The organism is Nocardia aurantia (assembly GCF_009604425.1).
GTDB lineage: Bacteria > Actinomycetota > Actinomycetes > Mycobacteriales > Mycobacteriaceae > Nocardia > Nocardia aurantia.
Genome location: NZ_WEGI01000012.1, coordinates 375,602 through 396,145, shown reverse-complemented (window position 1 = coordinate 396,145; position 20,544 = coordinate 375,602). Strand labels below are relative to the sequence as shown.

Genomic DNA, 20,544 nt, shown 5'->3' with positions numbered 1-20,544 from the left:
AACTCCCACCGGTCCCACCTGCAAGGCAGGCACGCCGTCAATCCACCCGGACGCCGCCGGAGATCTCCGGATGCAATACCCGCAGGCCGTCGGCAGCGGCCAATTCTCGCAGGTCAGCGGGGAATTCCTCGGTGCTGAGGGCCAGGACGGTCGGTCCCGCGCCGGAGACCGTCGCGGCGATACCCGCCGACCGCAGCCGGCCGATCCACGCCGTCGTCAGCGGCAGCGCCGACGACCGGTACCCCTGGTGCAGCCGGTCCGCCGTGGCGGGCAACAGCAGGTCGGGGCGCTGGGTCAGCGCGACCACCGCGAGCGCGGACCGGCTCAGGTTGAACGCGGCGTCGCCGTGCGGCACCGTCTCGGGCAGCAGGCCACGGGTGTGCGCCGTCGAGGAGCGCTCCTCCGGCACGAGCACCGTCGCGCGCAGCGCCGGATGCGGATCGAGCCGGACCGCGCGGTAGCCGCGCATGTGGTGCCCCACCGCCACGTCACCGGCGGTCTCGCCCTCGGTCTCGGTCCACGACACCACGACACCACCCAGCACGCTGGCGGAGGCGTTGTCGGGATGCCCCTCGAACTCCGCAGCCAGTTGCACCAATTCGTCGGCGCTACAAGCCAGTTCGGCATCGAACTTGGCGGCCAGGCCGCGCCCGGCGGCCAATCCGCCCACCACCGCCGAGGCCGAGGAACCCAGCCCGCGTGAGTGCGGAATCACATTGCGGCACACCACATCCAGGCCGTCGGACCAGACACCGGCCGACTCCAGGCCCCTTTCGATCGCACGTACCACCAGATGTGAGGGCCCCCAGGGCACGTCGTCGGCGCCCTCACCCTCCACCCGGATCGTAAGCCCCGAATCGGTCGTGCGCACGACGATCTCGTCGTGGATACCCAGCGCCAGACCCAGTGAGTCGAAGCCAGGCCCGAGATTGGCGCTCGACGCGGGAACCCGTGCCGTCACGGTCAGACCCGGCGGCAGGGTCCGCGTCATCAACTGCTGGCCTTCGTGCGTCAACTCAGGCCAGCTCGAGCTCACGGGCCACGGCGACCGGATCCACGCCGATCGCCTGCACGTCCGGCATGCCCGCGAGCGCGGTGTCCGGATCCTTGAGCCCGTTGCCGGTCACCGTGCAGACCACGGTGAGCCCGGAGTCCAGCCAGCCCTCCGCGCGGGCGGCCAGCAGGCCCGCCACACTCGCCGCGGAGGCGGGTTCGACGAAGACGCCCTCGCTGCCCGCCACCAGGCGGTACGCGGCCAGGATCTCGTCGTCGGTGGCGGCCCGGAAGGCGCCGCCGGACTCCTCCTTGGCGGCGACCGCGCTGTTCCACGACGCCGGGGCGCCGATCCGGATGGCGGTGGCGATGGTCTCCGGATTGCTCACCGGCGCACCGTTGACCAGCGGCGCGGCGCCGGCGGCCTGCACACCCAGCATCCGCGGGCGGGCCGCGGCGATACCGTCGGCGTGGTACTCGCTGTAGCCCTTCCAGTACGCGGTGATGTTGCCGGCGTTGCCGACCGGCAGCGCGTGCACGTCCGGAGCCCTGCCGAGCGCGTCCACGATCTCGAACGCCGCCGTCTTCTGGCCCTCGATGCGCGCCGGGTTGACCGAGTTCACCAGGCCGACCTGCGGGAATTCGGAGGTCACCTTGCGGGCCAGCTCGAGGCAGTCGTCGAAGTTGCCCTGTACCTGGATGATCTTCGCGCCCAGCATGACCGCCTGGGCCAGCTTGCCCATCGCGATCTTGCCCTGCGGGATCAGCACCGCGCAGTGCATTCCGGCGCGGGTGGCGTAGGCGGCGGCCGACGCGGAGGTGTTGCCGGTGGAGGCGCAGAGCACGGCCTGCTGGCCGCGGGCCTTGGCATCGGTCATCGCCATCGTCATGCCGCGGTCCTTGAAGGAGCCGGTCGGGTTGGCGCCCTCGACTTTGAGATAGACCTCACACCCGGTGAGCTTCGACAGGTGCGGGGCCGGAACCAGCGGGGTGCCGCCCTCGAACAAGGTGACCGGCTCCCAATCGGCGCCGACCGCGAGCCGATCCCGGTAGGCGGCGATCAAGCCCGGCCAAGGCTTGTGGACCGCGGCGGACCGCGAATCCGTTACGGCGACAGCCGGTCCGGTGTTACTCATTCCTCGGTGCCTTCCAATCTCAGGACGCTGGTCACGGATGTGACGGACTCCAACTCGGCGAGCGCTGCCACGGTATCGGCCAGCGCCGACTCCTGTGCGTGGTGGGTGACCACCACCAAGCGCGCACCGGCGCCGTGGCCCTCCTGGCGCACGGTGGAGATGCTGACGCCGTGATCGGCGAATTCGCCGGCCACCGCCTGCAGCACGCCGGTACGGTCGGCGACCTGCAGATTCACGTGATAACGGGTGGGGGTGTCGCCGAACGGAGCGATCGGCAGCTCAGCATAGACCGATTCGCCGGGTGCGCGACCGCCGTAGAACTTGTTCCGGGCCGCCATCACCAGATCGCCCATCACCGCGGACGCGGTCGGCGCACCGCCGGCGCCCTGGCCGTAGAACATCAGCCGACCGGCGTTCTCCGCCTCCACGACCACCGCGTTGAACGCGCCGTCGACCGACGACAACGGGTGCTTCAGCGGGATCAGCGCGGGATACACCCGGACCGAGACCCGGTCCTTGCCCCCCTCGGCCACGGACAACTCACCGGGGATGCGCTCGCAGATGGCCAGTAGTTTCACCGTGCAGCCGACCGCCGCCGCGGTCTCCAGATCCTCGGCGGAGATCCGGGCGATGCCCTCGCGGTACACGTCGGCGGCGGTGACCCGGGTGTGGAACGCCAGCGAGGCGAGGATCGCGGCCTTGGCCGCGGCGTCGTAGCCCTCGACATCGGCGGTCGGGTCGGCCTCCGCGTAGCCGAGGCGGGTGGCCTCGGCCAGCGTGGCGTGGTAATCCGCGCCGGTCTCGGCCATCGCCGAGAGGATGAAGTTGGTGGTGCCGTTGACGATGCCGACGACCCGGTCGACCCGATCACCGGACAGCGACTGGATCAGCGGCCGCACCACCGGGATCGCGCCGGCGACCGCGGCCTCGAAGTACAGGTCCGCGCGGCTGCGCTCGGCGGCGGCGGCGAGTTCGCCGGTGTAGTCGGCCAGCAGCGCCTTGTTCGCCGTCACCACGGATTTACCGGCCCGCAGGGCGGCGCCGATCAGCGCGCGGGCGGGGTCGATACCGCCCATCACCTCGACGACCAGGTCGACGTCTTCGCGACCCACCAGGGCCTCGGCGTCGGTGGTGAGCAGTTCCGCCGGGATACCGCGGTCCACCCCCGTACGCCGGACCGCGACGCCGCGCAGCACCAGCGGCGCGCCGACGCGCTGCCGCATCTCCTCGGCGTGCTCGCGGAGGATCTTCACCACCTCGGTGCCGACGTTGCCCATCCCGAGCACCGCCACGCCGATCGGATGATCGGTCCCGAAAGCGCTGGTGCTCAGATGTTGTGGCACGACCGGGGCCCCTTCGTGGTGACGCTCCGCTACCGCCTCCGGGCCCTGACCGGTCATGCCTGTACCTCCAAGCTCAGCAGGTCCGCCACCGTCTCGCGGCGGAGGATCGGACGCGCACTGCCGTCGCGCACGGCCACGACGGCCGGGCGGGTCAGCAGGTTGTATCGGCTGGACATCGAGTAGCAGTAGGCGCCGGTCGCGGCGACCGCGATCAGGTCGCCCGGGCCGACATCGGCCGGCATCCAGGTATCACGGATGACGATGTCGCCACTCTCGCAATGCTTTCCGACCACTCGGGCGACGACCGGATCGGCCTCGCTGGACCGCGACACCAGCCGGCAGTCGTACTCGGCCTGGTACAGCGCGGGCCGGATGTTGTCGCTCATCCCGCCGTCGACGCTGACGTAACGCCGGCGCGCGCCGGCGTCGAGCGAGACGTCCTTGGTCGTGCCGACCTCGTAGAGGGTGACCGTGCCCGGCCCGGCGATGGCCCGGCCCGGCTCGACCGCGATCACCGGCGTCGGCAGCCCGGCGCGGGCCGCCTCCTCGGCGACGACGCGGCGCAGATTCGCCGCGAAATCGGCCAGCGGCGGCGGATCGTCGTTCGGCAGATACGAGATACCGAGCCCGCCACCGAGATCCAGGGTGTGGATCTGCGCGGTGCGCTCGACGCCGAACTTGTCGATGGCGTCGCGCAGCAGGCCCAGCATCCGCCGCGCCGAGATCTCGAAACCGTCGATATCGAAGATCTGCGAGCCGATGTGGCTGTGCAGGCCGACCAGGCGCAGGTTCTTCGCCTCGAACACCATGGCCAGCGCCTCCAGGGCGTCGCCACCGGCGATCGAGAAGCCGAACTTCTGATCCTCGTGCGCGGTCGAGATGTATTCGTGCGTATGGGCTTCCACGCCGACGGTGACCCGGACCAGGACGTCCTGCACCACACCGTGCCGCCCGGCGACCGCCTCCAGCCGCTCGATCTCGATCAGCGAGTCGACCACCACGTGACCGAGGCCGGCGGTGACCGCCTGCTCCAGTTCGGCGACGGATTTGTTGTTGCCGTGCAACGCGATTCGCGCGGCCGGGAAACCCGCGTGCAGTGCCACGGCCAGCTCGCCGCCGGAGCACACGTCCAGGTACAGGCCCTCGTCGCGCACCCAGCGGGCCACCTCGCCGCACAGGAAAGCCTTGGAGGCGTAATGAACTCGCGCGTTGTCACCGAACGCGCGGAGCATATCGCGGCAGCGCGACCGGAAGTCGTTCTCGTCGACCACGAACAGCGGCGTGCCGAACTCCTCGGCCAGCTCCGTGACCGGCACACCGGCCAGCTGGACCGTACCCGCGGCATCTCGAGAAGCGTTGCGCGGCCAGACATTCGACGGAAGATCGATCATCTGCGCCGGTTCGCCGGGCCGCTCGGGCAGATTCGGGGCGTGCGGGATCTCGGCATGCCGGGGTCCCGCCGGGTGCGCACTCACGGTCGGTCCTTTCTCTTCAGGCTCACATGCGTTCCGGGGCACCGACACCGAGCAGGCCGAGGCCGTTGGCCAGGACCTGCCGCGCGGCGCCCACCAGCTCCAGCCGGGCGGCGTTCACCGGGGTCACCGGGTCGTCGTCCTTCGGCAGGATGCGCAGCGTCTTGTTGGTCTGGAAACGGTGGTACGCGCCGGCCAGCTCCTCCAGATAGCGGGCGACGCGGTGCGGCTCGCGCAGCGCGGCGGCGCCGGCGACGATCGCCGGGTACTCGCCCAGGGTGCGGATCAGCTCGCCCTCCTCGTCGGCGGTCAGCAAGCTGTAATCGGCTGCGACACCGGCAAATTCGAACTCCGTGGCGTTCCGGGCCACGGCGCAGGTGCGGGCATGCGCGTATTGCACGTAGTACACCGGGTTCTCGTTGCTCTGCTTGGTCCACAGGTCCAGATCGATGTCGATGCCGGAGTTGACCGAGCTGCGCACCAGCGCGTACCGCGCGGCGTCGACGCCGATGATCTCGACCAGATCGTCCAGGGTGACGACGGTGCCGGCCCGCTTGCTCATCTTGACCGCGCGGCCGTCGCGGACCAGGTTCACCATCTGGCCGATCAGCACCTCGACGGTGTCCGGATCGTCGCCGAAGGCGGCCGCGGCGGCCTTCAGCCGGCCGATGTACCCGTGGTGGTCGGCGCCGAGCATGTAGATGCACAGGTCGAAGCCGCGCGAGCGCTTGTTCTGGAAGTAGGCGATGTCACCGGCGATGTAGGCGGAGGTGCCGTCGCTCTTGATGACCACGCGGTCCTTGTCGTCGCCGTACTCGGTGGAGGCCAGCCACCAGGCGCCGTCCTTCTCGTACAGCTTGCCCGATGTCTTCAGTTGCGCCACAGCCTGTTCCACCGCGCCGGAGGCGAACAGCGAGCTCTCGTTGAAGTAGACGTCGAAGTCGGTGCCGAACTCGTGCAGGGTCGCCTTGATGTGCGCGAACATCAGCTCGACACCCTCGCGGCGGAACAGCTCGTGCCGCTCACCGGCCGGCAGTTCCGGCGCCCGCGGATGCGCCGCGACGATCGTGCCCGCGATCTCCTCGATGTACGCGCCCGCGTAGCCGTCCTCCGGCGTCGGCTGCCCGGTCGCGGCGGCGACCAGCGAGTTGGCGAACCGGTCGATCTGCGCGCCGTTGTCGTTGAAGTAGTACTCCCGGGTGACGTCCGCGCCCTGCGCGGCCAGGATCCGGCCCAGCGCGTCGCCGACCGAGGCCCAGCGGGTACCGCCGAGGTGGATCGGCCCGGTCGGGTTCGCGGAGACGAACTCGAGGTTGATCTTCGTGCCGGCGAGCGCACCGCCGTTGCCGTACGCCGCGCCGGCCTCCCGGATCCGCGCCACGATCGCGCCCTGCGCGGCCGCGGCCAGCCGGATGTTCAGGAAGCCCGGCCCGGCGACCTCGGCGGTATCGATACCGTCGGCGGTGGCGAGCGCCTCGGCCAGCGCGGTGGCCAGTTCACGCGGGTTCAGGCCCGCTTTCTTGGCCACCTGCATGGCCAGGTTGGTGGCGTAGTCGCCGTGCTCGGGGTTGCGCGGGCGCTCCACTTTGACCTCGTCGGGCAGGACCGTGGGGTCCGATCCGCGTTCGACAAGCACCTTCGCGGCGGTCGCGCGAAGGAGATCTGCAAGGTCAGCTGGAGTCACGAGTCTCTATCCTATGGTCTGAGCAGGTGGGCGCCCGCAGCGGCCACCTCCCGGGCAACGGCCCGGGCACGGCCGGCAGCACCGGGTTGCCGCACCGCGGATTGTCCGAGCATTCCAGAGAGCACATTCGAGAGGCAGCACAGAAGCGATGCCGAACACCAGCGCCAAATCGGCCAAGGCGATTCGCGCCGCCGCGAAGTCGTCACCTGCGCGCAAGGCCGGCGGCGGCGGGGCCAAGTTACCCAACAAGCGTCAGATTCCCTGGCCGACGATCGGCGCCGCCGTGGTGATCATCGCGCTGATCGCCGCGCTGGCCGTGTACCTGGTGCCGATGTACCAGAAGAAGGCCGACGCGGAGAAGTTCACCCCGACCGCGCAGAAGAAGGATCCGTCGCTGCAGATCCCGGGCGTGGTCACCAAGGAGTACAAGGGCGCGCTGCACGTCAGCGCGACCCAGCGGGTCGCCTACGACCAGAGCCCGCCGTTCGGCGGTCCGCACGACGCCTCCTGGGCGGACTGCACCGGCAAGGTCTACGGCAAGGCCATCCGTACCGAGAACGCGGTACACGCGCTGGAACACGGCGCGGTCTGGATCGCCTACAACCCGGACAAGGTCGCAGGCGGCGCGCTCGACGAGCTGAAGCAGCAGGTGCAGGGCAAGCCCTACATGCTGATGTCGCCGTATCCGGGGCTCGATTCGGCGGTCTCGCTGCAGTCGTGGGGGCACCAGCTCAAGCTGAGCGACCCCGACGACAAGCGGGTCGGCGAGTTCATCAGCGCGCTGCGGCTGAACCAGTACGGCGTCTACCCCGAGGTGGGCGCGGACTGCGCGAATCCGACCTTCAACGTGGACAGTCCGCCGCCGTTCGATCCCACCCCGCCGGGCCCGACCGCGATCCCGATGGACGGTAAGGGCCTCAGCCAGGACCAGACCGAGCTCAGCGGCGGCGCCGGCGGCGGCATTCCGGGCCTGCCCGGTGGCATCCCCGGTCTGCCGGGCATGCCGGGTGTGCCCGGCGGCGTCCCCGGCCAGCCGGCGGCGCCCGCGCCCGCCCAGCCCGCGCCCGCCCAGCCCGCGCCCGCACAGCCCGGATCGAACCAGTAGATGACGGACGACGTCACGACCGCTGCCCCCGGCCACCCGGCCGGGCGGCAGCGGACCGCGCTGCTGATCCTCGCCGCGACCGGGCTGCTGCTGGCCGGTTTCGCGATCGGCCTCATCGCGCGGATCCCGTTGCAGGACAAGGGTGACGACGCCGCGCCCAGCGCGGTGGACGTCGGCTTCTGCCAGGACATGTCGGTGCACCACACCCAGGCGGTGCAGATGGCCGCGTTCGAGCTGTCCGGCGGTTCCGATCCGGACGTGAAGCGGCTCGCCTACGACATCGTGACCACCCAGCAGAACCAGGTGGGCCGGATGCAGGGCTGGCTGCAACTGTGGAGTAAGCCGCTGCTCGGCAACGGTCAGTACATGAGCTGGATGTCCGAGCCGATGAGCGAGCACGACCACGGCGCCTCGCACACCATGTCCGGTCCCGTCGCGACCATGCCCGGGATGGCGAGTGATCAGGAGATGGAGAAGCTGCGCACGTCGACCGGCGCCGCCGAGGACACCCTGTTCCTCCAGCTGATGCTGCGGCATCACCAGGGCGGCGTGCCGATGATCGACTATGGGATGAACCACGCCGTCACCGACGCCGTGCGCACCCTGGCCGGCAGCATGAGCGCCGGCCAGACCAGTGAGATGCAACTCATCTCCGGCATGCTCACCGCGCGCGGCGCCACTCCCCTGCCGATGAGCTGATCCCCAGGTCGGACCCGTTTTTTGGTACACGCCGCCGAGTACGATAGGCTTTCGAAGCCCGATCGGACGACGTGCGAACGATGTGACGAGCGGGTCCACCCAGCCCTCGTAGCTCAGGGGATAGAGCGCTTGCCTCCGGAGCAAGAGGCCGCAGGTTCGAATCCTGCCGAGGGCACAGGTGACAGCGGCCCGGGCCGGCGAGAGCCGGTCCGGGCCGCTTCTTTCGTCGCGGGCCGCGGGCGATCGCGCTCCGGAGCGGGCGCGTAGGTTCGAGGCACTATGGACGCTTTCTACCTCCCGGACCCGGCCGATCCGAACCGGTTCGAGTCGACGGAGCTCACCCGCGGGCCGTGGTCGCCGGACGCACAGCACGCCGGGCCGCCGTCCGCGCTGCTGGCCCACGTGCTGGAACGCTGCGAACCGCGGGAGGGCTTCCGGATCGGGCGGCTGGCGGTGGAGATCCTGGGCCCGGTCCCGATCGCGCCGCTGACCGCCGAGGCCCGCGTGCTGCGGCCCGGCCGCAACGTCGAACTGCTCACCGCCACACTGAGTTCCGACCGCGGCCCGGTGCTCACCGCACACGCCTGGCGGCTGCGCGCGGCGGATCCGGAACTCGATCTGCCGGCCGACGTGCTGCCGGCCGGTGCCCGGCCCGGTCCCGAAACCGTCACCGAGCGAACGCCGTTCCCGTCCGATCAGCCGATCGGCTTTCACACCGGTATCGATTACCGCTTCGTCGCCGGCTCCTTCCGGGAGGCCGGCCCGGCCGTGTGCTGGATCCGGTTGCGGTATCCGATCGTCGGAGGCACGGTGCCCAGCCCGCTGGAGCGCACCCTGGCCGCGGCGGATTCGGGCAACGGGATCAGCTCCGTATTGGACTGGGACCGTTATCTGTTCATCAACACCGATCTGACCGTCACCCTGCACCGGGAACCGGCCGGGGAATGGGTCTGCCTGGACGCGGCGACCTATCCGGAACGCACCGGCATCGGGCTCGCCGAATCGCGGTTGTTCGACGAGAAGGGCCCGATCGGCCGCGGCACCCAGACCCTGTACCTCGCACCACGCTGAGCGATCATGACCACCGCATCGCGCCGGCGGCTCCCGACCGGCAGCGACCGGGCAGATCGCGGAGCCCTCATCGCGCGACGCCCGGATCCGTTCCCGCGCAACATGTTCCGGTGAGAGATCAGGCAACGGGCGTAGAGGTCAGGTAGCGCTGCAGGGTCGGCGCGACCTCGGCCACCAGTTGCCCGGTGCTCAGCGCGACCACCGGCGGTATCCGTAACACGTACCGGCACAACGCGATTCCGAGCAGCTGCGTCACCATCAGCCCGGCCCGGCGGGGGGCGTCGGCCGGGTCGCCGACCCGCAGCACCGCCGGCATCACCTGCCCCGCGAACACCTGCCGGATCCGGTCGCCGACGACGTCGTCGGTGACCGCGGACCGCAGCAGCGTCTGCAGTACCTCGTCACCCGGCGGCGTCTCCCACAGCGTGAGGAAGTGCCGGATCACCAACTCGCCCAGCGTTTCCGGCGGAACCGTCGCCAGATCCGGGATGGCCAGATCGACATCGGCGGCGGCCGCGAACAGCCCCTCCTTGTTGCCGTAGTAGCGCATCACCATCGACGGATCGATACCCGCGTCCGCGGCGATGGCCCGGATGGTGGCCTTGCGATATCCGTCCTCGGCGAATCGCCGGCGCGCCGCCTCGAGGATGGCGGCGCGGGTGGCGTCGGAACGCCGCGCGGGGGACTCCGCGGCCGCGGAGATCGTCTCGGGACTCATGCCAACAACTGTAGGCCAACAACCGTTGACATCGCACCCGAGGCTGGCCTACCGTGAAGTCAACAAACGTTGGCCAACAGATGTTGGCAAACCCGAGGAGTCGTCGTGAGCACCATTCCCGCCACCGCATCCGTCGTCGTCGTGGGGGCCGGGCCGACCGGCCTCACCGCCGCGATCGCCCTCGCCGACGCCGGCGCCGACGTCGTCCTGCTGGACCGGCTCGCCGAGGGCGCCAACACTTCCCGGGCATGCGTGATCCATGCGCGCACGCTCGAGGTGCTCAGCGAGTTCGACGTCGCCGCCGAGCTGTGCGAACGGGGCCTCATCGTCCCGAATTTCAGCTTCCGCGACGGCAACCGGGTGCTGGCACACCTCTCGTTCGATCAGCTGCCGACGCCGTTCCCGTTCACCGTGATGCTCGGCCAGAACGACACCGAGTCCGTGCTGCTGCGGCGGCTGGAGCGGGCCGGCGGCCGGGTGCACCGGCCCTGCGAGGTCACCGGGATCACCCGGGACGACGCGGCCGTCACGGTCGAGTACCGCGACGGCGACGGCGCGCCCGGCACGATCCGCGCCGACTATGTGATCGGCGCGGACGGCATGCACAGCCCCACCCGGGAGGCCGCCGGCATCGGGTTCACCGGGGACAGCTACGCCGAGTCGTTCGTCCTCGCCGACGTCCGGATGAACTGGCCCGATCCCCGCACCGAGGCCACATTGACCCTCGCGCCGCAGGGCCTGGCCGTGGTCGCCCCGCTACCCGACGAGACCGGCGACCGCTACCGCGTCGTGGCGACTGTGGACACCACGCCGCCCGAGCATCCGGATCGCGACTTCGTCCAGGGCATCGTCGACGCCTGCCGTCCTGGTTCGGGCACGACGGTCACCGAGGTGACATGGAGCTCGCGGTTCCACGTCCATCACCGCCTCGCCGACCACTACCGGGCGGGCCGAATCTTCCTCGCCGGCGACGCCGCCCACGTGCACAGCCCGGCCGGCGGGCAGGGCATGAACACCGGGATCCAGGACGGCGCCGCCCTCGGCGGGCTGCTCGCGCGGGTACTGCGCGGCGAACCCGCGACCCTGCTCGACGAGTACGAGCGCACCCGGCGCCCGATCGCCCTCGGCGTGGTCGCCTTCACCGACCGGATGACCCGGCTCGCCACGATCCGGTCGACGACGGGACGCGCGTTGCGCAACACCGCGATCCGCACCGCGGCCCGCATCCCCGCCCTGCGCCGGGCCCAGGCCTACCGCCTGGCCGAACTCGGCGCGCGCTGACCCGTTCGGCCGCCGGATCCCGCCACCCGGTCAGCGGTAGCCGTAGGCGTGCCAGTTGCCGAGTACGCGGTCTCGGATCTCCGGCGGCCAACCGCTGTCGAAATTGCCCTTGACCGGTCGCCGGGAGGCCTCGAACAGGTCGGCGAGCAGGCAGTTGTAGATCACCTTGCCCGCTCGGTAGCTGTGCTGCTCCGCCTCGGACAGGTAGACCGACAGGGCTGCGGTGGGTTCGGCGGCGAAATGCACCTCACCGTGCTCGGGGTGGGCGCGAGTCGCGAACGCCCACACCACCTCGTTCACATCCGTGAGGTCGATGTCGTCCTCCACCAACAGAACCTTCGGCACGCCGAATCCCGCCTTGCCCGAGAACACCACCTCCCCCACCCGTTTCGCCAGTTCCGCGGACGAAATCGGTAGCGTCTCGTGCCAATCCGAGCGCGCCGCGACCAGTAGCCAGTGCAGCGCCGACTCGTAGGAGAACCAGGTGGCCGCGATCGGCAGACCGGCCTTGCGCAGCTGATACAGGAGCTCCGCCGCGTGCATGGTGCCGGTACCCGTATGGTCCTCCTCGACCGGCGGCCCGGCGGCCACCACCGGGAGGATCGCATTGTCGCGATGGGTGATGGCCGAGACGTGGAAGACCGGTTTCGGCGACCGCTCCAGCGCGTTGTAGCCCGGGTATTCGTTCATCGGGCCCTCGGGCACGGTCTCGTCGACGGCGATATGACCCTCGATCACGATCTCCGCGGTGGCCGGGACGAGCAGATCCACGGTCTCGGCCGGGACGACCTCGATACCCTCACCGAACAGCGCTCCGAGGAAATGGGATTCGTCCACGCCCTCGGGCAGCGGCATCGCACCCGCGTACGGGAGGCCGGGTTCGACCCCCAGAGCCAGCGCGATCGGCATCGGTTCGCCGCGCCGAGTCCACATGTCGCGGATAATCCCCAGGTGTTGTGGCCCCGGGATCAGGCAGGCGAGGGTGTCGCGGCCCGCGATCATCATCCGATTGATCGACCAGTTGGTCCACGACCCGTCGGGGGTGCGGGCGATGTTCATGCCGAAAGTCTGGATGTAGCGCCCGCCGTCGTTGCCGTGGATCAGCGGGGTGGGAAAGGCGAACAGGTCCACGTCATCGCCGCGGTGGATGTGCTGTTTACAGGGTGCGGACGACGCGTCCACCACCCGCGGTGGGATCCCGGCGCGGTCTCGGGCGGCGACGATCGCGGCCATGATGTCACGACCGGTCGCATCGTGGGACAGCCCGAGCGCCAACGCGATTCGCGCCAGCGGATGATGCGCTGCGGACAGCCCGCCGGGTGCGCCGAGCACCCGGAAGCCCGAATCCCGATAGCCTGTCACGGTTTCGAACAACGGCGCGGGCGCCCGCAGGTCGTAGGAGCGGCGGATGATCGCGCCGATCTCCAGATTCCAGTCGACCTCGCGGTCGACGCGTTGCAGTTCGCCCACCGCCGCCAGTTCGGCGACGAACTCACGCAGACTCTTCAAGTGCTTCAACGGATTCCTCACTCGCCCCAGCGGGGCATCTCCGGTACATCGATGTCCAGCAGATCCAGGGCCCGCCCGACGGTGTGATCCACGAGTTCGCCGATACCACCGGGCCGTAGATAGAACGCGGGCACCGGCGGCATGACGATGCCGCCCATCTCGGTGACAGCGATCATCGCGCGCAGATGACCGAGGGTCAGCGGGGTCTCGCGCACCATCAGCACCAGCCGGCGGCGCTCCTTCAACGTCACATCCGCCGCCCGGGTCAGCAGATTGTCGCCGTTGCCGTACGCGATCGCGGAGAGTGTGCGGATCGAGCACGGCGCCACCAGCATTCCGCCGGTCCGGAACGATCCGGAGGCGATCGCCGCGCCGATCTCGGCGGGCCGGTACGTCACATCCGCCATTGCCGCGAGATCTCTTGCGCTGAGCTCTGTTTCGTAGGCCCGGGTCTGCTGTCCGGCCGCGGTGACCACGAGATGGGTACGCACCCCGGCCTTCCGGGCCAGCTCCAATGCCCGGATGCCGTAGACGATTCCGGTGGCGCCGCTGATCCCCACGATCAATCGGCGCGATTGCTCCAGTGTTGCTTCGGACATCCACCCAGCGTCACAGACCGAACGCGCCCGCGGGAGGACGGTTCGCGCCCGCCACCGGACCGAACACGACAAGCAGCGGCGCCGGACCGGGAGCATACGATGGTGTCGTGTCCGAGCCGGCCCCCGCCTACAACGCGGTCCTGGCCCGCTGCGTCCTGACCACTGCGGGCGCGGGGCTGGATCCGCGGAAGCTGCTGCGCGAGGCCGACGTTCCCGTTTCCGTGCTCACCAGCGAGCACGGTCTGTTACCGAGCCGGGCCTATCTGCGGCTGTGGGAGCACGCTGAATTTCACCAGGAAGCACCGGATGTCGGGCTGCGGATCGCGAACACCTACCGGCACGGTCGATTCGAGATCTTCGACTATTTGTTCAGCACCGCGGCGACGGTGGGCGACGGTCTCGCCGCCGTCCGGGCCAACGGCGCGATGGCGACCAATCATCGGTACCGGCCCGGCCCGTCCGCCGACGGCGAGCACACCACCGTGCTGGAGTTGATCGACGGCGACGGCCGCGGCGCCGATCTCACGGTGCAGGCCGCCTACGCCAGTACTCTGGCGCGCATCCGGCACGTCACCGGAGCGGAGGTCAACTCGCACCGAATCACCTTGCGGCAGAGCCCTCCTCGTACCACCGGCGCATTCGTCGAGGCGTTCGGCACCACGCGCATCGAGTTCGGCGCACCGGTGGACAGTATGACCCTGCGCACCCGGGACCTGGCGTTACCGCTGCGCACCGCCGACCATCGGCTCGCCGATATCCTGCGCCGCTACGCGGCCTCGGTGCCCACGCCGCCGTTGCAGAACCGGACCTGGCCCGATCGGGTACAGCAGATCCTGACCGAACTGCTCCCGGCGGGCAACGCCACCCTCGCGACCGTGGCGCACCGGCTCGCCGTCAGCCCGCGCACGCTGCAGCGCCGGCTCGCCGACGCCGACACCGGCTGGCGACGCGAACTGGACCGGGCTCGCGACACGGCGCGACGCACCGCAGGACCGACCTCGTCGACGGCCCTGGCCCGGCGACTGGGCTACTCGGACACCCGTGCCCTGCGCCGGGCGGCGCACCGCTGGACATCGGAGCCGCCGGGCGATCACCGGCCCGGATGAACCGGCCCCCCGCTCACGCGCACTTCAGCTGGAAGCTTGCGATGCTCGTATTCCCCGGTGTGACATCGACTTTCACCGGCGACGGACTGCCCAGCATGCAACCGGACGGCACACCCGTGGCCGCCACCTGATAGCAGCCGCCGGGCAGATTGTGGGCGGCGGCGCCCTCGTGGCCCGCCGTGGTGAGGGTCGTCAGCGAGGCGCTGGAATCGCATTTCGACACCCCCACACCGAGACCGGAGGCCGGGAACTGCTCGGCTCCGGTGGTGGCCCGCACCTTCAGCGTCCCCTCGCCGACCGGCGGGCCGGCGCCTTCCTGGGGTGACGCCGCGTGCGCGGACCCCGAATCGTCGGACGCGTGCGAACACGCGGTCAGCGGCGTTGCCATTGCGGCACAGGCCAGCAGGGACAGGATGAACAGCGGGCGGCGCACCGGGCTCCTCTCCGTCGGGCGTGGGCGCTCCCGGCCCTCGCACGGCAACCACCCTAGGCGTTCGCGGCGACGACGCAAGGCAGCGCGACACGCGCGTGCCTTTCGTTCAGCGAGAGCCGTACGACGTCGGCGGCTCGATGCCCGCGGTGTTCGCCGTCGGGCTGTCGGCCGTCGACCACACCTGATGGCGACGCTGGGTCCGGCGCGGCACCGCCGGGGCGCGGTGGCGCCGGAGCGCGGTGGCACCGGGCGCGGTGGCACCGGGGCACGGTGGCGCCGGGCCGCGGTGGCACGGTGGCGCCTGGCCGCGGTGGCACGGTGGCGCCTGGCCGCGGTGGCACGGTGGCGCCTGGCCGCGGTGGCCGGCCATGCGCCAACTCACGCTGTTCCCGCATCCGAACCGCCGTCAGGCCAACCCCGCCTCGGTCACGAGCCGGTCGACCCGCGCGTCGTCCACGTTGCCCGGATCCAGCAGCGGCGCTCCGGGATCCAGCGGCGGCAGCGCCGGATCGGGCGGGATGTCCTCGGCGACCGGATATTCCAGTCCGGCCGCGTCCCGCGACAGTTGCTGCCCCGCCTGGCCGGTCACGAATCGCACGAATCGCTGTGCGGCGGAACGGTTCCGGCTCGACCTCAGGACTCCGGCACCGGAAACCGACACGAACGCACCGGGATCCGGCGACACGAACCGGTACAGCGCGGTGCGGCCGCTGTGCTCCGCGGCGGCCGATCGGTCGGTGCCGACGGCATCGGTGCCCGCCCGATCGCGGAACCAATGGTCGGCGAAGACCAGCGCGCCGTCGTATCGGCCGGTGTCGACACCGGCCATCGCCGCCCCCGGGCTCTGTGCCGCGACCACATCGGCCCGCACCCCGCGCAGCCACTCCCGGGTGACGTCTTCACCCTGCTGCGCCAGCACCGCCGCGACCATCGCCCGGAAATCCGCGCCGGCGGTGTCGGCGGCCCAGCGGCCGCGCCACTGCGGCTGCGCCAGCTCCAGCAGCGAAGCGGGCAACCGGTCGGCCGGCAGTTTCGCCGGGTCGTAGACGAAAGCCGCGGTGCGAGCGGCGATTCCGATCCAGTCGCCGTCGGCCGCGCGATACCGCTCGGGCACCTGGGCGAGGGTGTCCCGATCGAGGCCGGCGAACCGGCCGGCCCGGTCCACCCGGGCGACGGCCGGGGCGGCGGCGGCCAGGAACACATCGGCCGGCGAGTCCGGCCCCTCCGAGACGATCTGGTTCCCGAGATCGTTGTCGTCCCCGGACCGCAGCGTGACCGCGATTCCGGTGGCGGCCGTGAAGGCGCTCGCCCACGCCTGCGCCAGCGTCTCGTGCTCGCCGCTGTAGACCAGGATCCGGTCGTCGCCACCGGAGCCGGTACACGCCGTGGTCACCGCGAGCATCGCCAGAACCGCCGGCACCACGGCCGTCATCTTCCGTCGCACCGACATCACCGCGCCGTCCTTTCGAGCCGCTTCCGCATCTTCGGGTTCGGCTGACCAACGTACTGGGTAGCCCGCCGGGCGCGGATCGCGGTTAGCCTTGTCGCACCAGCGAGAACGGATCTGTGACATGAGCTGCTGTGGACCGACCCGGCGCCGGCTGCTCGGCGCACTCGCGACCACCGCCGCGGCGCTGCCGGTGCTGACGCTCACCGGCCCCGGCCCGGCGCGCGCCCGGGGCACGGTGATCGCGACCGATCTCGAGGTCGTCACCGTCACCGACACCACGGTGATCCTCACCTGGAGCACCCGTACCGTCGACGGGACGCCGGTGGCGGCCGACACCGAAGTCGCTGTGGCGCCGGCCGATTCGCCCGCCACACCGAGCCTCGGATATTCCGATCCGGAGCCGACGCCGTACCACTACGCCGAGATTCGTGGCCTGGAACCGGGGCGCGCCTACCGATTCGAGGCCCGTTCCGGCGGCGTACGCGCCGCGCCCGCCGCGAATCTGGTGACCGCGCGGCCCGGCACCCCCGAAACCCTCGGTGTGGTCACCACTCTGGTGCCGCCGCCCGGTAGGCACCTGCGCACCCTCGCGCTGTCCAACGACACGCACATCGGGGAAACGGTCGCCGGGCTGATCCGGCAGAACCTGCCGCCGGGCGTCAGCCAGGAGCCGGGCCTGCCGCCGTATCCGGAGGTCATGCTCGACGCCCTGCTCGACGATCTGCGCCGCCCCGACCGGGGCGTGCACCATCTCCTGGTAGCGGGCGACCTCACCGCCGAGGCCACCCCGGACCAGGTCGCCACGGTCCGGTCGCGACTGGACGGCTGGGGCGCCGCCGGACGGGACTGGTTCGCCGTGCGGGGCAACCACGACCGCCCGCACACCGGCGACGACTATCGCGCCTGTTCCCCGAATACCGATGCCGCCCATCACGATTGCTGGGGCGACCGGTTCGCGCCACGGGGATCGCTGACCGAGCACCGGGTGGGCGGGTTGCGGCTGCTCGGCCTCGACACCACCGAACTGGACATCGCCGGCGGCAGTATCGAGCCCGAGCAACTCGACCACCTGCGCACGCTGCTCGCCGACGAACCCGACCGTCCCACCGTCGTATTCGGCCATCACCCGGTCACCAGCGAATCCGGCGCCACCAACATGAGCGGGATGGATTTCATCCTGGACCGCGGCGACGCCGCCGCCCTGCAGTCGTTGTACCGCGCAGCGCCCGGCGTCTTCCTGCACCATTCCGGTCACAGCCACCGCAACCGCCGCACCCGTCCCGATCTGCCGATCCCGGTCGACTTCGTGGAAGTCGGTGCGGTGAAGGAATATCCGGGCGGGTACGCCATGGTGCGCCTGTACGAGGGCGGCTACATGCTGAACTTCCACAAGACCCGCACCGAGAACGCGAAACGCTGGAGCACCCGCAGCCGCGCCGAATACCTCGGCCTGGAACCGGAATACACCCTGGGTACCACCACCGACCGCAATTACGTGGTGACGCGCGATCTCTCGGGCCTCGCGGCCGCGTGAGGCGCGCCGCGCGGCCGGGTGTGTCGTCCCGCTGATCCGGATACCGCCCCCGTCGGACGGCAAACGTCGGCCGAGACGGCCGGCGCCGAGTTCACCGGTGGCAGGTATCCGGCACTGCGTCGCCTCCACTCCGGACACCATCGGCGTCCTTTCCTGAACGCGCGGACTGCAACCGCGTCCGGTGCCGATGTGGGGCTACGGATGGGCCTGCCGGGTGCGGATCCCCAAGGAGCAGCGGCATCGGCCCGAACCGGGTGTGGAGGACGACAACCGGTCACCGATACCGATCGGCCGGAGACGTCCCGCGGTGGGAGATATCGGCCGGATCGCACCCGGGTGACGGTTCTCGGAACCGCGGGATCGATGGCCACGTAGCCTGGACCGGGTGTGGAAGCGGGTGGTGGCAGTTGCCGCGATCGCGGTCGGACTCGCCGGGTGCGCGAGTTCCGGAGGCACGTCACCGACCGGATCCACTGGCACTGCCCCGGCGGCGCCGGCGCCGGCGGATATCGGGCTGTGCGGGTCCGAGGACGCCGACGACCTCGACCTGGCGCTGGGAGTGACCAGGCTGGAACAGATTTCGGCCGATCCGCTGCGATGCGCCTGGACCGGAGCCGGGGATCCGGCCACGTATCAGGTGGTGTTCGAATGGTTCCGTGGCAGTTCGCTGTCGGACCGGCGCGATCAGGTGGCCGGGCAGGTCAGCACGGTATCGGTGTCGGGCCGGCCCGGATTCGCCTGGTCGGCGCCGGGCTCCTGTGAGGTCGCCGTGGACTCCGGCGGACGGGACTTCGTGGACTGGACGCTGGCCGGGGCTGACGCCGCCCGGCAGTGCGCCGCATTGCAGCAGGTGGCCGCCGCGACCCTCGCGAAGGCGGGCTGACGGCATGCGCACAGCGGTACGACTCGGACTGGCGGCGGCGATCGTCGCCGCGCTCGCGGGCTGTACGAGCGGTCACCAGGACAGCCCGGTACGAGCCGCCGGCACTCCCGACCTGCTGGCGGGCTGCGGGCCACTGACCGACCGGGTCATCGCGGATCAGGTGCATGTGCCTCAGGTACGGCCGCAGACCCGGCCGACCGTATGCACCTGGACCGCCGATCTGCCCTCCGAAGACACCGTCGACCTCACCTATGCCTGGTTACGCGACGACACCCTGGCGCGCGACCTCCAGGTGGCGAACCGATTCGGTTATCGCACAGAGAAATTGGTGCTGATGAAGTTCGGCGGCATGTACTGGCGCGACCCGCGCGATCCGGGCAGCTGCGCGGTCACGACCGCCGACTCCGGCACGATCACCTGGTGGGTACAGAACAGAAGCCGTGCGGCAGAACCGGATCCGTGTGCCGCCGCGATGAGCCTGATGCGCGCCACCCTCTCCGTCGACGGGATCTGACGCCGGAACTACTTGGCGTCCACCGGCTTCGGCGGCGTACCCGCGACCTCCATCGGGCTCGGACCGGTCCCGCCGTGGGTGTTGCCGGGCGCCGAGGTGTGGTCCAGGACCAGCAGCCCGGCCACCGTGGCGCCGAGGGTGGCGGTAACCGCCGCGGCCGCAACGAGTTTGCGTTTGGAGACCCCGGTCCCGCCGGAGCGGACCGTCACCGGCTTCCCGGCGAAGCGCACACCCCGCACGCGCCGGGCCGAGGGCAGCTGGGTCGCCATCAGCACCGCGCCACGCGCGGAGACGAATTCGGGCTCCGGGTCGTAGATCGCCGGAAGGTCCAGCAGGGCCTCCACTTCGGCGCGGATGCCCGGGTTACGGGTACAGCCGCCCAGCAGCGCCACGGCCTGGGGCGTCACCCCGGTCTCCTCGATCAACTGCCGCACATAGGAGACCGAATGATGGATCCCGGCGGTGACCAGCTCGTGGAAATCGCTGCGCGTCAGCACGACTCGCGTATGCGTGCGCGGATCGGTGGCGGTGACCACCGGCGAGGCGGTGAGCGCCTCCTTGTACCCGCAACTGGTCGGCCGGTCGATGACGACCCCGTCGTGCGCCAGGCGCCAGCGCAGCAGTGCGTCGTGGCCGTCGCCGCCCACCACCGTGCTGTGCCGCCCGGCCAGGATGGCGTCGGTGCGGCAGTCGGCCTGGGTGACGGTGAGCCCGGAGGCGCCGAGGTCGTAGATCAGTACCGTGCCCTCGGCCGGAAGTTGTTCGGTGAACCTCAGATAGCGCAACTGCGCCAACGGCTCGTCGACGATCGTGAGCCTGCTGCGGCCGGCGGCGGCGCGAACGGCCTCCTCGTGCGTGGCACAGCGAGTGGTCACCGCGATACCCGTCACGAACTCGTCGCGGCTGGTCGCGGCCTCGCGCATCAGCTCGACGGCTTCGAAGACCGCTTCGTCGACACCGGCGCCGGACGGGCGCGGCACCGTGCAGTGATCGATGGGGGGGAGGTGTGGCTGA

The 20,544-nt window shown here is 70.7% G+C and carries 19 protein-coding genes and 1 tRNA gene; 9 read left to right on the top strand and 11 right to left on the bottom strand.

What is annotated here, in order from left to right; translation table 11 throughout:
- Positions 1 to 37: 37 nt before the first annotated feature.
- Genes thrB through argS form a run of 5 tightly spaced genes read right to left on the bottom strand, consistent with a single transcriptional unit; the run spans position 38 to position 6,628 of the window.
- Positions 38 to 991, bottom strand: coding sequence for a homoserine kinase (gene thrB, locus NRB56_RS28115; RefSeq protein WP_153347395.1), 954 nt, complete (start codon positions 989 to 991; stop codon positions 38 to 40).
- A 25-nt stretch (positions 992 to 1,016) separates the two neighbouring features.
- Positions 1,017 to 2,129 (bottom strand): threonine synthase, encoded by a 1,113-nt coding sequence (gene thrC, locus NRB56_RS28110; protein WP_153347296.1) that lies wholly within the window; start codon positions 2,127 to 2,129, stop codon positions 1,017 to 1,019.
- A complete protein-coding gene (locus NRB56_RS28105; RefSeq protein WP_227838398.1) occupies positions 2,126 to 3,529 on the bottom strand; it encodes a homoserine dehydrogenase in 1,404 nt (467 codons plus the stop codon). The genes thrC and NRB56_RS28105 overlap by 4 nt, the downstream gene beginning before the upstream one ends.
- The gene (gene lysA / locus NRB56_RS28100) at positions 3,526 to 4,947 is read right to left on the bottom strand and encodes a diaminopimelate decarboxylase (protein WP_319943639.1); all 1,422 of its coding nucleotides are present in this window, start codon (positions 4,945 to 4,947) and stop codon (positions 3,526 to 3,528) included. The genes NRB56_RS28105 and lysA overlap by 4 nt, the downstream gene beginning before the upstream one ends.
- 22 nt (positions 4,948 to 4,969) lie before the next feature.
- The gene (gene argS / locus NRB56_RS28095; RefSeq protein ID WP_319943638.1) at positions 4,970 to 6,628 is read right to left on the bottom strand and encodes an arginine--tRNA ligase; all 1,659 of its coding nucleotides are present in this window, start codon (positions 6,626 to 6,628) and stop codon (positions 4,970 to 4,972) included.
- A gap of 148 nt (positions 6,629 to 6,776) precedes the next feature.
- Between argS and NRB56_RS28090 the strand changes: the two genes are divergently transcribed.
- From NRB56_RS28090 to NRB56_RS28075, 4 genes are all read left to right on the top strand, one after another.
- Positions 6,777 to 7,733, top strand: a complete 957-nt coding sequence (locus NRB56_RS28090; protein ID WP_153347295.1) for a DUF3105 domain-containing protein — start codon at positions 6,777 to 6,779, stop codon at positions 7,731 to 7,733.
- Complete coding sequence (locus NRB56_RS28085; RefSeq protein ID WP_153347294.1) at positions 7,734 to 8,432, top strand: DUF305 domain-containing protein; 699 nt, start codon at positions 7,734 to 7,736, stop codon at positions 8,430 to 8,432.
- Between the two features lie 102 nt (positions 8,433 to 8,534).
- Positions 8,535 to 8,607 (top strand) — tRNA-Arg (locus tag NRB56_RS28080).
- Between the two features lie 104 nt (positions 8,608 to 8,711).
- Positions 8,712 to 9,503 (top strand): thioesterase family protein, encoded by a 792-nt coding sequence (locus NRB56_RS28075; protein WP_153347293.1) that lies wholly within the window; start codon positions 8,712 to 8,714, stop codon positions 9,501 to 9,503.
- 118 nt (positions 9,504 to 9,621) lie between these two features.
- Here the strand turns inward: NRB56_RS28075 and NRB56_RS28070 are convergent, their stop codons facing one another.
- Positions 9,622 to 10,221: a TetR/AcrR family transcriptional regulator gene (locus tag NRB56_RS28070; protein ID WP_153347292.1), complete on the bottom strand. Its 600-nt coding sequence runs from the start codon at positions 10,219 to 10,221 to the stop codon at positions 9,622 to 9,624.
- A gap of 69 nt (positions 10,222 to 10,290) precedes the next feature.
- On the opposite strand from NRB56_RS28070, the gene NRB56_RS28065 reads away from it, so the two are divergent.
- On the top strand, positions 10,291 to 11,502 hold the full coding sequence (locus tag NRB56_RS28065) for an FAD-dependent oxidoreductase (protein WP_153347291.1): 1,212 nt from the start codon (positions 10,291 to 10,293) through the stop codon (positions 11,500 to 11,502).
- Positions 11,503 to 11,532: 30 nt separating this feature from the next.
- Here NRB56_RS28065 and NRB56_RS28060 read toward each other — a convergent pair whose 3' ends face one another.
- Together NRB56_RS28060 and NRB56_RS28055 are read right to left on the bottom strand one after the other, a co-directional pair.
- Positions 11,533 to 13,020 carry a UbiD family decarboxylase gene (locus NRB56_RS28060; RefSeq protein ID WP_153347290.1) on the bottom strand — a complete coding sequence of 496 codons (1,488 nt, stop codon included), beginning with the start codon at positions 13,018 to 13,020 and terminating at the stop codon, positions 11,533 to 11,535.
- 8 nt (positions 13,021 to 13,028) lie between these two features.
- The gene (locus tag NRB56_RS28055) at positions 13,029 to 13,610 is read right to left on the bottom strand and encodes a UbiX family flavin prenyltransferase (RefSeq protein ID WP_194291012.1); all 582 of its coding nucleotides are present in this window, start codon (positions 13,608 to 13,610) and stop codon (positions 13,029 to 13,031) included.
- A 107-nt stretch (positions 13,611 to 13,717) separates the two neighbouring features.
- On the opposite strand from NRB56_RS28055, the gene NRB56_RS28050 reads away from it, so the two are divergent.
- Positions 13,718 to 14,716, top strand: a complete 999-nt coding sequence (locus NRB56_RS28050) for an AraC family transcriptional regulator ligand-binding domain-containing protein (RefSeq protein WP_194291011.1) — start codon at positions 13,718 to 13,720, stop codon at positions 14,714 to 14,716.
- A 13-nt stretch (positions 14,717 to 14,729) separates the two neighbouring features.
- Here the strand turns inward: NRB56_RS28050 and NRB56_RS28045 are convergent, their stop codons facing one another.
- The gene (locus NRB56_RS28045) at positions 14,730 to 15,149 is read right to left on the bottom strand and encodes a hypothetical protein (RefSeq protein ID WP_153347288.1); all 420 of its coding nucleotides are present in this window, start codon (positions 15,147 to 15,149) and stop codon (positions 14,730 to 14,732) included.
- A gap of 406 nt (positions 15,150 to 15,555) precedes the next feature.
- Complete coding sequence (locus NRB56_RS28040) at positions 15,556 to 16,599, bottom strand: extracellular solute-binding protein (RefSeq protein WP_227838397.1); 1,044 nt, start codon at positions 16,597 to 16,599, stop codon at positions 15,556 to 15,558.
- A gap of 121 nt (positions 16,600 to 16,720) precedes the next feature.
- On the opposite strand from NRB56_RS28040, the gene NRB56_RS28035 reads away from it, so the two are divergent.
- From NRB56_RS28035 to NRB56_RS28025, 3 genes are all read left to right on the top strand, one after another.
- Positions 16,721 to 18,133 carry a metallophosphoesterase family protein gene (locus NRB56_RS28035; protein ID WP_194291010.1) on the top strand — a complete coding sequence of 471 codons (1,413 nt, stop codon included), beginning with the start codon at positions 16,721 to 16,723 and terminating at the stop codon, positions 18,131 to 18,133.
- Positions 18,134 to 18,518: 385 nt separating this feature from the next.
- On the top strand, positions 18,519 to 19,016 hold the full coding sequence (locus NRB56_RS28030; RefSeq protein ID WP_194291009.1) for a DUF3558 family protein: 498 nt from the start codon (positions 18,519 to 18,521) through the stop codon (positions 19,014 to 19,016).
- Between the two features lie 4 nt (positions 19,017 to 19,020).
- The gene (locus NRB56_RS28025) at positions 19,021 to 19,530 is read left to right on the top strand and encodes a DUF3558 family protein (RefSeq protein ID WP_153347286.1); all 510 of its coding nucleotides are present in this window, start codon (positions 19,021 to 19,023) and stop codon (positions 19,528 to 19,530) included.
- 8 nt (positions 19,531 to 19,538) lie between these two features.
- On the opposite strand, the gene NRB56_RS28020 is transcribed toward NRB56_RS28025, so the two are convergent.
- The gene (locus NRB56_RS28020; RefSeq protein WP_319943637.1) at positions 19,539 to 20,510 is read right to left on the bottom strand and encodes an Hsp70 family protein; all 972 of its coding nucleotides are present in this window, start codon (positions 20,508 to 20,510) and stop codon (positions 19,539 to 19,541) included.
- Positions 20,511 to 20,544: the final 34 nt, after the last annotated feature.

Excerpts from the sequence above, each read along its gene's own strand:
- thrB (WP_153347395.1), bottom strand. The coding sequence starts at position 991 with ATGACGCGGACCCTGCCGCCGGGTCTGACCGTGACGGCACGGGTTCCC.
- thrC (WP_153347296.1), bottom strand. The coding sequence starts at position 2,129 with ATGAGTAACACCGGACCGGCTGTCGCCGTAACGGATTCGCGGTCCGCC.
- NRB56_RS28105 (WP_227838398.1), bottom strand. The coding sequence starts at position 3,529 with ATGACCGGTCAGGGCCCGGAGGCGGTAGCGGAGCGTCACCACGAAGGG.
- NRB56_RS28090 (WP_153347295.1), top strand. The coding sequence starts at position 6,777 with ATGCCGAACACCAGCGCCAAATCGGCCAAGGCGATTCGCGCCGCCGCG.
- NRB56_RS28085 (WP_153347294.1), top strand. The coding sequence starts at position 7,734 with ATGACGGACGACGTCACGACCGCTGCCCCCGGCCACCCGGCCGGGCGG.
- NRB56_RS28075 (WP_153347293.1), top strand. The coding sequence starts at position 8,712 with ATGGACGCTTTCTACCTCCCGGACCCGGCCGATCCGAACCGGTTCGAG.
- NRB56_RS28070 (WP_153347292.1), bottom strand. The coding sequence starts at position 10,221 with ATGAGTCCCGAGACGATCTCCGCGGCCGCGGAGTCCCCCGCGCGGCGT.
- NRB56_RS28055 (WP_194291012.1), bottom strand. The coding sequence starts at position 13,610 with ATGTCCGAAGCAACACTGGAGCAATCGCGCCGATTGATCGTGGGGATC.
- NRB56_RS28040 (WP_227838397.1), bottom strand. The coding sequence starts at position 16,599 with ATGTCGGTGCGACGGAAGATGACGGCCGTGGTGCCGGCGGTTCTGGCG.
- NRB56_RS28035 (WP_194291010.1), top strand. The coding sequence starts at position 16,721 with ATGAGCTGCTGTGGACCGACCCGGCGCCGGCTGCTCGGCGCACTCGCG.
- NRB56_RS28025 (WP_153347286.1), top strand. The coding sequence starts at position 19,021 with ATGCGCACAGCGGTACGACTCGGACTGGCGGCGGCGATCGTCGCCGCG.